General features: G+C 75.4%; 12 protein-coding genes. 7 read left to right on the top strand and 5 right to left on the bottom strand.

Features of this window, described 5'->3' with window-relative positions; genetic code table 11:
* The first annotated feature begins 75 nt into the window (after nt 1-75).
* Together CNO22_RS22285 and CNO22_RS22290 are read left to right on the top strand one after the other, a co-directional pair.
* A complete protein-coding gene (locus tag CNO22_RS22285) occupies nt 76-1,419 on the top strand; it encodes a S1C family serine protease (RefSeq protein WP_232807259.1) in 1,344 nt (447 codons plus the stop codon).
* A gap of 99 nt (nt 1,420-1,518) precedes the next feature.
* On the top strand, nt 1,519-1,881 hold the full coding sequence (locus tag CNO22_RS22290; RefSeq protein ID WP_100501425.1) for a twin-arginine translocase TatA/TatE family subunit: 363 nt from the start codon (nt 1,519-1,521) through the stop codon (nt 1,879-1,881).
* Nucleotides 1,882-2,018: 137 nt separating this feature from the next.
* Here the strand turns inward: CNO22_RS22290 and CNO22_RS22295 are convergent, their stop codons facing one another.
* Nucleotides 2,019-3,170, bottom strand: coding sequence for an Mrp/NBP35 family ATP-binding protein (locus CNO22_RS22295; RefSeq protein ID WP_100501427.1), 1,152 nt, complete (start codon nt 3,168-3,170; stop codon nt 2,019-2,021).
* A 127-nt stretch (nt 3,171-3,297) separates the two neighbouring features.
* The gene (locus CNO22_RS22300) at nt 3,298-4,443 is read right to left on the bottom strand and encodes a GGDEF domain-containing protein (protein WP_100501429.1); all 1,146 of its coding nucleotides are present in this window, start codon (nt 4,441-4,443) and stop codon (nt 3,298-3,300) included.
* A 107-nt stretch (nt 4,444-4,550) separates the two neighbouring features.
* On the opposite strand from CNO22_RS22300, the gene CNO22_RS22305 reads away from it, so the two are divergent.
* Genes CNO22_RS22305 through CNO22_RS22315 form a run of 3 tightly spaced genes read left to right on the top strand, consistent with a single transcriptional unit; the run spans nt 4,551 to nt 6,278 of the window.
* Nucleotides 4,551-5,312, top strand: a complete 762-nt coding sequence (locus tag CNO22_RS22305) for an AzlC family ABC transporter permease (RefSeq protein WP_100501445.1) — start codon at nt 4,551-4,553, stop codon at nt 5,310-5,312.
* Nucleotides 5,309-5,626, top strand: coding sequence for an AzlD domain-containing protein (locus CNO22_RS22310; protein ID WP_100501431.1), 318 nt, complete (start codon nt 5,309-5,311; stop codon nt 5,624-5,626). Before CNO22_RS22305 ends, CNO22_RS22310 begins: the two co-directional genes overlap by 4 nt.
* 49 nt (nt 5,627-5,675) lie before the next feature.
* Nucleotides 5,676-6,278 (top strand): DUF6518 family protein, encoded by a 603-nt coding sequence (locus CNO22_RS22315; RefSeq protein ID WP_100501433.1) that lies wholly within the window; start codon nt 5,676-5,678, stop codon nt 6,276-6,278.
* Nucleotides 6,279-6,282: 4 nt separating this feature from the next.
* Here the strand turns inward: CNO22_RS22315 and CNO22_RS22320 are convergent, their stop codons facing one another.
* The gene (locus CNO22_RS22320) at nt 6,283-6,897 is read right to left on the bottom strand and encodes a MerR family transcriptional regulator (RefSeq protein ID WP_100501435.1); all 615 of its coding nucleotides are present in this window, start codon (nt 6,895-6,897) and stop codon (nt 6,283-6,285) included.
* Between the two features lie 74 nt (nt 6,898-6,971).
* On the opposite strand from CNO22_RS22320, the gene CNO22_RS22325 reads away from it, so the two are divergent.
* Complete coding sequence (locus tag CNO22_RS22325; RefSeq protein ID WP_100501437.1) at nt 6,972-7,442, top strand: DUF4188 domain-containing protein; 471 nt, start codon at nt 6,972-6,974, stop codon at nt 7,440-7,442.
* Between the two features lie 3 nt (nt 7,443-7,445).
* On the opposite strand, the gene CNO22_RS22330 is transcribed toward CNO22_RS22325, so the two are convergent.
* Entirely contained in the window at nt 7,446-7,979 is a 534-nt protein-coding gene (locus CNO22_RS22330; RefSeq protein ID WP_100501439.1) for a DUF1003 domain-containing protein, read from the bottom strand.
* A complete protein-coding gene (locus CNO22_RS22335; RefSeq protein WP_100501441.1) occupies nt 7,972-9,210 on the bottom strand; it encodes a magnesium transporter MgtE N-terminal domain-containing protein in 1,239 nt (412 codons plus the stop codon). Before CNO22_RS22335 ends, CNO22_RS22330 begins: the two co-directional genes overlap by 8 nt.
* A 100-nt stretch (nt 9,211-9,310) precedes the next feature.
* Between CNO22_RS22335 and CNO22_RS22340 the strand changes: the two genes are divergently transcribed.
* Nucleotides 9,311-10,180 (top strand): PhzF family phenazine biosynthesis protein, encoded by an 870-nt coding sequence (locus tag CNO22_RS22340; RefSeq protein ID WP_100501443.1) that lies wholly within the window; start codon nt 9,311-9,313, stop codon nt 10,178-10,180.
* The last annotated feature ends 214 nt before the right edge of the window (nt 10,181-10,394 follow it).

Below are 10,394 nucleotides of genomic sequence, written 5' to 3' on the forward strand. Positions count from 1 at the left end.
AAGAGGACGTGCTGTGTGATATCCTGACACGGACAGCTTCGGGATGACAAGGGAAGGAGTCGTCGGGAGCGTCAGATGGCTCCTGCAGGCCGCGCTGCCCCGCCGCCCGAGGCGGTGCTGCGCGCCTTCGCCCCGGCGCCGGGGCAGCGCGGCCTGCAGGAGCCGCCCGGTGGCCGGCCCGGACGGCGGCGCACCGCCACCGGTCCGTGGTGGAAGTCCGACGCCCGCTCCGATCCGTGGCGCGACCCGCACGCCCCGGCCGGCCTCATCGGCCCGGCCGTGTTCGAGGAGCCCGAGGAGCAGACCGGCCCCGTCGTCGTCGACGCGAAGGGACGCCGGCGGTTGCGGCTGGCCGACGTGTCGATCCGGCTGGCGGTCCTCGGCCTGCTCGCGGTGCTGCTCACCGGGCTGGTCGGCGGCGCCGCCGGCTACTGGCTCACCCGCACCGCGGACGAGTCGCCGCTGCTGGCCCCGGGCACCCAGCTCAGCGAGACCGACGAGGGGATCGCCCGCGAGCCCGGCTCGGTGTCCGACATCGCCTCGCGGGTCACCCCGGCCGTCGTCTCGGTCGAGGTCCGCATCGGCGAGGCCGGCGCCACCGGCTCCGGGGTCGTCATCGACGGCGAGAACGGCTACATCGTCACCAACAACCACGTCATCTCCGGCGCCGACGGCGTCGAGGGCGCCGAGATCCGCGCGGTCTTCTCCGACGGCAGCGGATCGGCGGCGCGCATCGTCGGCCGCGACCCGGCCAGTGACCTCGCCGTCCTCAAGGTGGAGAAGCCGGGCCTGCTCGCCGCCGCGCTGGGCCGGTCCGACGGCGTCGTCGTCGGCGACCCGGTGGTCGCGATCGGCTCGCCGCTGGGCCTGGCCAGCACGGTCACCAGCGGCATCGTCAGCGCGCTGGACCGGCCGGTCCGGCTGGCCGGCGAGGGCAGCGACACCAACGCGGTGATCAGCGCGGTGCAGACCGACGCCCCGATCAACCCGGGCAACTCCGGCGGCGCGCTGGTCAACGGCGCCGGCGAGGTCATCGGCATCAACACCGCGATCGCCTCGCTCGGCGGCGGCAGCGTCGGCCTCGGGTTCGCCATCCCGGTCGACACCGTGCGCGACATCGCCGAGCAGCTCATCGCGACCGGGCGCGCCGTGCACGCCTCCCTGGGGGTCAACGCCCGCTCGGTCACCGACGGCACCCGGGACGGCGCGCTGGTGGTCAACGTCGAGCCGGGGAGCGCGGCGGCCGAGGCCGGCATCCGGGAGCAGGACGTCGTCATCGCCGTCGACGGCGACCCGGTCGGCAGCTCCGAGGAACTGGTCGTGGCCGTCGACTCCCACGACCCCGGGGAGACGATCAGCGTCGAGCTGGTGCGCGGCGGGTCCTCGACGACGGTCGAGGCCACCCTCGACGAGGCCTGAGGAAGGACCCCCTCTTCGGGGCACTGACCGTGGCGGGCGCGCCGCTTACGCTGGGGATGCGCGACGGCCGGACCGGGCGCGGGAGGACGGGAGCGGAGCGTGTTCGACTCGATCGGCTGGGGCGAGATCATCGTCCTCGCGCTCGCCGCGCTGTTCATCTTCGGGCCCGAGCGGCTGCCCGACCTCGCCAAGGACGCCGCCGCGGGGCTGAAGAAGGTGCGCGAGGCGGTCACCGGCGTCCGGGCCCAGGTCGACGAGTCCCTGGGCGACGACCTGGCCAAGCTGCGTGACCTGGACCTGCGCCAGTACCACCCGCGGACGTTCATCAAGAACCAGCTGCTCGCCGACGACGACGCGCCGCCGCGCGCCACCGGGGCCACGGCCGCGACCACGGTGGCGGCAGCCGCCGCCCGTACGCGCGACCCCTCCGCCCCGCCCCCCTTCGACCCCGACGCGACGTAGGGCGGGGCCCATTGCCGGGGTTCCTCGTGCCCTGCGGGTGCTGCAGCGGCAGCACTGCACGAGGAACGCACGCACTGCCACCGAAGACGGCGACAGGCCGGTGTCCCGACGGGACACCGGCCTCTCGGCGGTCCAGCTCAGTGACGGACGGGCGTGAGCCCCAGCGACATGCCCGACAGGCCGCGCTGGCGGGTGGCCAGGCCATCGGCGATCCGCGCCAGCGCCTGAGCGGCGGGGGAGTCGGGGTCGGCCAGCACGACCGGCGCGCCGGCGTCCCCGGCCTCGCGGACCCGGGTGTCCAGCGGGATCTGGCCGAGCAGCGGCACCCGCGCACCGAGGGTGCGGGTGAGCGCGTCGGAGACCGCCTCGCCGCCGCCGGCGCCGAAGACCTCCATGCGCGCGCCGTCGGGCAGCTCCAGCCACGACATGTTCTCGATGACGCCGACCACCTGCTGGTGGGTCTGGGTGGCGATGGCGCCGGCGCGCTCCGCAACCTCGGCGGCGGCCAGCTGCGGCGTGGTCACCACGAGGATCTCGGCGTTGGGCAGCAGCTGGGCGATGGAGATCGCCACGTCGCCGGTGCCGGGCGGCAGGTCCAGCAGCAGGACGTCGAGGTCGCCCCACCACACGTCGGCGAGGAACTGCTGCAGCGCGCGGTGCAGCATCGGCCCGCGCCACACCACGGGGGTGTTGCCCGGGGTGAACATGCCGATCGAGATGACCTTCACGCCGTAGGCCTGCGGCGGCATGATCATGTTGTCGACCTGGGTCGGCTTGTCGTCGACCCCGAGCATCCGCGGCACCGAGTGGCCGTAGATGTCGGCGTCCACCACGCCCACCGACAGGCCCTTCTTCGCCAGCGCGGCGGCCAGGTTCACCGTGACCGACGACTTGCCGACGCCGCCCTTGCCCGAGGCGACCGCGTACACGCGGGTCAGCGAACCGGGCTGGGCGAAGGGGATGACAGGGTCGGCCGCGTCGGTGCCGCGCACCGTGCGGCGCAGCTCGGCGCGCTGCTCGTCGCTCATCACGTCCAGGCCCACCTGCACCGAGGTGACACCGGGGACGGCGGAGACGGCCTGGGTGACCCGGCTGGTGATCGTCTCGCGCATCGGGCACCCGGCGACGGTCAGGTAGACCTCGACCCGGACGGTGCCGTCCTCGGCGATCTGGACGTCCTTCACCATGCCGAGCTCGGGGAGCGGCCGGTTGATCTCCGGGTCCTGGACGGTGGCCAGTGCGGCGTTGACGGCGTCGAGCGCCGGCGCGCCGGTCAGCGGGGCGGACATCGTGTGCGTCTGTCTCCTTCGACGGGGGACCCGGTCCGGCCCGCCGAGGAGCGGCGGTGACCTGCGTTCACGGGCCTCCTGCCACTGTACGGCCGTCGCGCGACGCGGCCGTCGTCCGGAGGGTGATCTACTGCGCAGCCCCGACCGGAGCCGGCGTCCACGGCCCGGCGCACACCGTGTTGCGGGTGGCCTTGGCGCGGTAGAGGTGCGCGTCGGCCTCGACGGTGAGCCGCTCGGGCAGCGCGTCCGCGCCGGAGGCGACGGCGACCCCCAGCGACACGGTCAGCGAGCGCGGCCCCACGCCGGGCAGGTCCAGCTCGAGGGCGGCGGCGCGCAGCTCCTCGGCCAGGGCGACCGCGCGGCCGAGGTCGGTGCCGGGCAGCAGCAGGGCGAGCTCGTCGCCGCCGAGACGCGCGACGACGTCCCCGGTCCGGACCCGGGAGGTGAGCGCGTCCGCGAGCAGCCGCAGCGCCTCGTCCCCGCCACCGTGGCCGTGCCGGTCGTTGACCTGCTTGAAACGGTCGACGTCGACGAGCAGGACGGCGACCGGCGTCCCGCCCACCCGGGCCGCGGCGCAGGCGGCCCCCAGCTCGGCGTCCCACCGGCGGCGGTTGGCCAGGCCCGTGAGCGGGTCCTCGTGGCTGAGCCGCTCGAGCCGGGAGAGCAGCGCCCGCGTGTGCTCCTGCTCCTCCTCGAGCGCGGTGCGGGCGGCCGACTCCCGCGAGGTCAACCGGTAGCGCTGGGAGTGCGCGACCACGCCGAGCAGCGACGCGGTGGCGAGGTAGAAGGCCGAGGCGAGCGCGTCGTGCGCCGGCATGGAGGTCGGGGCGGTGAGGACGGCGATGCCGAACGCCGCCCAGGTGGAGACGACGAGCACGCCGGTCCACACCGGCCGGGCGACCATGAGGCAGCCGCTGGCCAGGACGGTCAGCGTGAACCCGAGCAGGTAGAACTCGGTGTGCTCCACCCTCGGCACCATCCAGGCGATCGCCGACTGGACGGTCACCAGCACGACGCAGGCGAGCAGCTCGGGCTGCCGGCGGCCCACCGGCGACCGCCAGAGCGCCCACACGGCCAGCAGCATGGGCAGCAGGCAGACCAGCCGGACGGTGACCAGGTCTCGGGCGATGTGCGGCTCCAGCACCAGGTCCAGGCCGGACCACAGGGGGACGGCGACCGTCGCCAGCCCCGAGGTCCACAGCGCCGACTCCCGCGCACGGGCCAGCCGGTCCTCGGCGACGGAGGACCGGTGCGGCAGCGGGGCGGCGGTCACGCCATTTCATCGGAACCGCGAGGTCTCGCCTGGAGCCGGACAAGCCCGCGGCGTCCCCCTTCCGAGGGGTGCCGGGCCCGTCCGACCGCCTGGCTAGCCTCGCTGCCGTGTCCGCCGACCGCACCGCCACCCTCCGCGACGCCGTGGGCCTGGGCCTGGCGGTGGGCCTGTACGGGGTGGCGTTCGGCGCGGCCGCGGACGCCGCCGGTCTCGACGTCTGGCAGGCGTTGGTCCTCTCGGCGGTCATGTTCACCGGCGCCTCGCAGTTCGCGCTGGTCGGCGTCCTGGGTGCCGGCGGTGGTGGGCTCGCGGCGATCGGCAGCGCGCTGCTGCTGGGCACCCGCAACACCGTCTACGGCGTCCGGCTGGCCCCGCTGCTGGCCCCGCTGCTGGCTCCGCGCGGCGTGCTCCGCCGGGCCGGCGCCGCGCACTGGGTGATCGACGAGACCACCGCGATGGCCGTCGCCGCGCCCGACCGCGAGCTGGGCCGGCTGGCGTTCTGGGCCACCGGCGCGACGATCTACCTCGGCTGGAACCTGACCACGGTCCTCGGCGCGCTCGGCGCCTCCGGGCTCGGGGGGACGGCGCAGGCCGCGCTGGACGCCGTCGTCCCCGCCGCCTTCCTGGCGCTGCTGTGGCCGCGGCTGCGGCGCGGCTTCCCCGAGGCCCCGGTGCAGCGGCGGGTCGCGCTCGGCGGCGCGGTGGTCGCGCTGCTGCTCACCCCGTTCGTCCCGGCCGGTGTCCAGGTCGTGGCCGCCGTCGTGGCGGTGGCGCTGGCCGGGCGGCCGCGGCCGGGGGTGGCGGTCTCGCCCGGGGACGGGGCAGCCCCGCGAACGCGGCCGACGAGCGCCGGCGAGGCGGACTCGTGAGCAGCGGGACGCTGTGGACGGTGGTCCTCGTCGCGGCCGTGGGCTGCTACCTGCTCAAGCTGGCCGGGCTGTCGGTGCCGGCCGCCTGGGTGGAGCGGCCGTGGGTGACCCGCGTCGTGGAGTTCGTGCCGGCGGCGCTGCTGGCCGCGCTGGTCGCCGTCCAGGCGGCCACGTCCGGCCCGGCACTGGTGGTCGACGGGCGGCTGGCCGGGGTGGCCGTCGCCGCGCTCGCGCTGGCGCTGCGGGCGCCGTTCATCGTCGTCCTGGTGGTGGCAGGGGCGACCGGCGCACTGGTGCACGTCCTCGCCGGCTGACCCGGCGCGGCGGGCGGCCCGGCCGCCGGGTGCCGCGCACGATGCCGAGGTGCAGCCGACCCGCGACCGCGTGCGCGCGCCCGTCCTGCCGGTCTGCGCGGCCCTCGGCCTGCTCGCGGGCGTCCTGACCAAGGCCGCCGACGAGTCCGGGCTGCGCTGGGCCGCGGACCTCGGCAGCTATCCGGCCGCCTGGGTGCTGGCCGTCGCGCTGCTCGGCCGCGCGGCGCCGACGGTGCGCGCCGCGGCTATCCGGTCGGCGGTGTCCTTCGCAGCGATGAGCGTGGCGTACCACGCGTGGGCGGCGCTGGTCCTCGGGTTCGGCCGGAACCGGCTGCTGGTCGCCTGGCTGCTGCTCTCGGCCACCGTGGTGCCGGCCGTGGCGGCCGCCGTGCAGTGGGCGACACGGCGTCCCGGGCCGCTGCCGGGCGCGCTGCTGGCCGGGGCCGCGGGCATCGTGCTGGCCGGGGGAGCGGTCCTCGCGGACGCCGCGGTGCACCCGGTGCAGGCGGTCGCCGACGTCGTGGTGGCCGCGGTGCTGGTCGCCGTCCTGCCGTGTGCCGGTCGCACCCGGCTGTGGGCGCTGGTCCTGGTCGCACCCGCGACCTGGCCGGCCGGCCGTGGCCTCGCCGTCCTGGCCGTGCTGCTCGGCTGACCCCTCAGCAGTCGCCCGGGAACCGGCGGCGGGAGGCGTCCTCCTGGGCCAGCCGGCGCAGCGCCAGCAGCACGGGCTCGAGCAGCACGGTGTTGACCACCACGAAGCGGACGGCCTCGGCCACCGACCCGGTCGGCACCTCGGCGACGTCCCGCTCGCCGATCCGGCCGGCGGCCTCGGCGTAGCGGTCCAGCAGCTCGTCGGTCGGGGCAACGCCGGCGGCGCGCAGGGCCTCGAGGGCGCCGGCGAGCGCGAGCAGGGCGGGGGAGTCGTCGGCCACCCGCCACCCCCGAAGCCGCAGGACGGCGCGGGCCTGCTCCAGGTCGGCCGGCCCCTCGGGGCCCACCCCGGGCAACACCCGGTGGGCCGCGCCCAGGGCCGCGTGCACCGAGGTCCCCGGGGTGTCGACGGCGGCCAGCACCGCGCGCGCCCGGGCGACCGACAGGCCGCCGGGGCCGAGCAGGGCGCGGACCAGGCGCAGCCGCTCCAGGTGCTCCTCGCCGTACCGCGCCCGGGTCGCGCCGGTCAGCTCGCCCGCCGGCACGAGCCCCTCGCGCAGGTAGTACTTCACGGTCGCGACCGGGACGCCGGCCCGGTGGGCCAGCTCGGAGATCTGCACGCGCCCCCCTCGACATTGGGTAGTGCCACTCTCTAATGTGTTGGGCACCTGCACTATCCAACCAGGAGGACGACATGGCACGCATCGCCCGGGGCCGCTGGACCCACACCGACGAGGGGGACCTGACCGTCTTCCTGATCGGGATGCGCATCAACGCGCCGCACCGTCCCGACGCCTGGCTGCCCACCCTCGCCGCGATGGGGCCGATGCTCGCCGAGCTCGCCCGGGACCCCGACTCCGGCTTCCTCGGCTACCGCATGACGCTGGGTCTGCGCGGGCCGGTGCTCGTGCAGTACTGGCGCCGTGTCGAGGACGTCTACCGCTACGCCACCGACACCGGGGCCCGGCACCGCCCCGCGTGGACCGCGTTCAACCGGCGTGCCCGCAGGGTGCCGGGCGCGGTCGGCATCTGGCACGAGACGTACGAGGTGGCCCGGGCCGAGAGCATCTACGTCGACCTGCCCGTCCAGGGCCTGGCCGCGGCCACCGCGGCACGCCAGGTGACCGGGCGGCACGACCGCGCCGCGGCGCGCCTGGCCGGCTGACGCTCAGCCAGTCGCCTCGCGGGCGGCGGCCTCCCGCTTCTTCCGGGCCTTGCGCTCCCGCCGCTCGGCCTCGTCGGGGCTCTCCTCGGTCAGCCGGTTGAGCTCGCCGCGGATGAAGTCGCGGGTGGCCAGCTCGCCGATGGCGACGCGCAGCGCGGCCAGCTCGCGGGCCAGGTACTCGGTGTCGGCCCGGGTGGTCGCGGCGCGGGCGCGGTCCTCCTCCAGCGCCACCCGGTCGCGGTCGGCCTGCCGGTTCTGCGCGAGCAGGATCAGCGGCGCGGCATAGGCCGCCTGGGTCGAGAACGCCAGGTTGAGCAGGATGAAGGGATAGGGGTCCCACTGCAGCTGGACGGCGAAGACGTTGAGTGCGATCCAGACGATGACGATCACCGTCTGGACGGCGAGGAAGCGCCCGGTGCCCAGGAAGCGGGCGATCCCCTCGGCGAACCGGCCGACCGCGTCGGGGTCCAGCCGCAGGTAGTCGCCGAGGCCGCGCGCCGAGCCGCGAGGGACGTCGAGCCGGCGCCCGTCAGCCACGGCGGGCCCGCTCCCGCCAGTCCTCGGGCAGCAGGTGGTCCAGCACGTCGTCCACGCTCACGGCGCCGACGAGCCGGCCCTGGGCGTCGACGACCGGCGCGGCGACCAGGTTGTAGGTGGCGAAGTAGCGGGTGACCTCGGCCAGCGGCGCCTCCGGACGCAGCGGCTCCATGTCGTCGAGCACCCCGCTGACCAGGGTGGACGGCGGCTCGCGCAGCAGCCGCTGGATGTGCGCCAGGCCGAGGTAGCGGCCGGTGGGCGTGGCCGACGGGGGGCGGCACACGTACACCTGGCTGGCCAGGGCCGGGGTCAGCTCCGGCTCGCGCACCCGGGCCAGCGCCTCGGCGATCGTGGCGTCCGGGGTGAGGATCACCGGCTCGCTGGTCATGATCCCGCCGGCGGTGTCCTCGGTGTACTGCAGCAGCTGGCGCACCGGCTCGGCCTCGTCGGGCTCCATGAGCTCCAGCAGCCGGTTGCGGTCGACGTTGGAGAGCTCGGCGAGCAGATCCGCGGCGTCGTCGGGGTCCATCGCCTCGAGCACGTCGGCCGCCCGCTTCTCCTCCAGCGTGCCGAGGATGGTGATCTGGTCGGCCTCGGGCAGCTCACCGAGCACGTCGGCCAGCCGCTCGTCGTCGAGGGCCTCGGCGACCTCGTGCCGGCGCTTGATCGGCAGGTCCTGCAGCGCGTGGGCCAGGTCGGCGGCGTTGAGCTCGCGGTAGGTGGCGATCAGCGTCTCGGCGCCCTGCCCGGCCTGCGGCAGCCCCAGCCCGGTCACCTCGTCCCAGGCCAGCTGGTGCAGCTGGCCGCGCCGGCCGAGCCGCCCCGGCTCCTGCACGGCGAGCCGGGAGAGCACCCAGTCCCCGGTGCGGGCCTGCTCGATGCCGGCGTCGATGACGGTGGCGGGCCGGCCGGACTCCGCCAGCTGCACCCGGCGGTCGAGCAGCTCGCCGAGGACCAGCGTCTCGCCGCGTCGCTGCTCGAAGCGCTTGAGGTTGAGCGTGCCGGTGGAGAGCACGACCGAGCCCGGGTCCAGCGCGGTGACCCGGCCCATCGGCACGAAGATGCGGCGGCGGGCGACCACCTCGACGACCAGGCCCAGCACGCGCGGCGCCGCCGTCCCCACGCGCAGCGCCACCACCACGTCCCGGACCTTGCCGACGCGGTCGCCGTTGGGGTCGAAGACGGGCAGCCCGGCGAGCCGGGAGACGTACGCCCTGGTCGCCGTCGTCACGGGTCCTCCTCGCTGGCCGCCGTCGGCCCCGTGCCGGGGTGCTGTGCCCATGCGTGACCTGGCCAGCCCGGTCACCGAGCCCTGAGGCTACCGTCGGGCCGTGGCCGCCTCCGGAGAGCTGCACTACGAGGTCGTCGACGTCTTCGCGCCGCGCGCCTTCGCCGGCAACCCGCTGGCCGTGGTGTTCGACGCCGACGGGCTCTCCACCGAGCAGTGCCAGGCGCTGGCGAACGAGTTCCACCTGTCGGAGACGTCGTTCCTCATGGCACCGACCGTGCCGGACGCCTCGTACCGGGTGCGCATCTTCACCCCGTACGCCGAGCTGCCCTTCGCCGGGCACCCGAGCGTGGGCGCGGCGTCGGCGCTGGTCCGCGCCGGCCGGCTGCCCGCCGGCACGCTGCGGCAGGAGTGCGGCGCCGGCGTCCTGGACGTGGTCGTCGACGACGACGGCGCCACGCTCACCGGTGGCCGGCCCACCCTGGAGGACGGTCCCGACCCGGCCGCGCTCGCCGAGGCGCTCGGGCTTTCCGCCGCCGACGTCGTCGGGCTGCCGGCGCACGTCGCCGGCTGCGGCCTGCCCTTCGCCTTCCTCGCCGTCCGCCCCGAGGTGGTGGACGACGCCGCCCCGGACCCCGCGCTGCTCGACGAGCACGGCGTGGGGGAGGGCGTCTCGGTGCTGTCCTGGGACGGCGCCACAGCCACCGCGCGCGCCCGGGTGTTCGCCGCCGACCTGGCCTGGGGCGAGGACCCCGCGACCGGCTCCGCGGCGCTGGGCACCGGCGTCTGGCTGGTCGCCTCCGGCCTGCTCGCGCCGGAGGGGACGTCGTCCTACGTGGTGCACCAGGGCGAGGCGATGGGCCGGCCGTCGGTGCTGTCCTGCACGGTCACCGCCTCGGGCGGCCGCGCGGTCGCGGCGACCGTCCGCGGTGCGGTGGTGCCGGTCGCGCGCGGCCGCATCCGGGTGCCGTGAATTGAAGGACCCCCCTGCCCCCCACGGCCCCTCGACTCGCTCTTATACTCATCTGAAGCTTCCGACCACTCCTTACGATTTACATTCGGTGAGTGCCGTGTTCCTAAATAACAAACTATACACATTATTGTACACACATAGCAATAGAATAGAATTGTATGATCCACGATCAACTAATAATTATAGTTGCAGACAACTGTTAACTGACTATCTA

The organism is Geodermatophilus chilensis, assembly GCF_002802985.1.
Lineage (GTDB): Bacteria > Actinomycetota > Actinomycetes > Mycobacteriales > Geodermatophilaceae > Geodermatophilus > Geodermatophilus chilensis.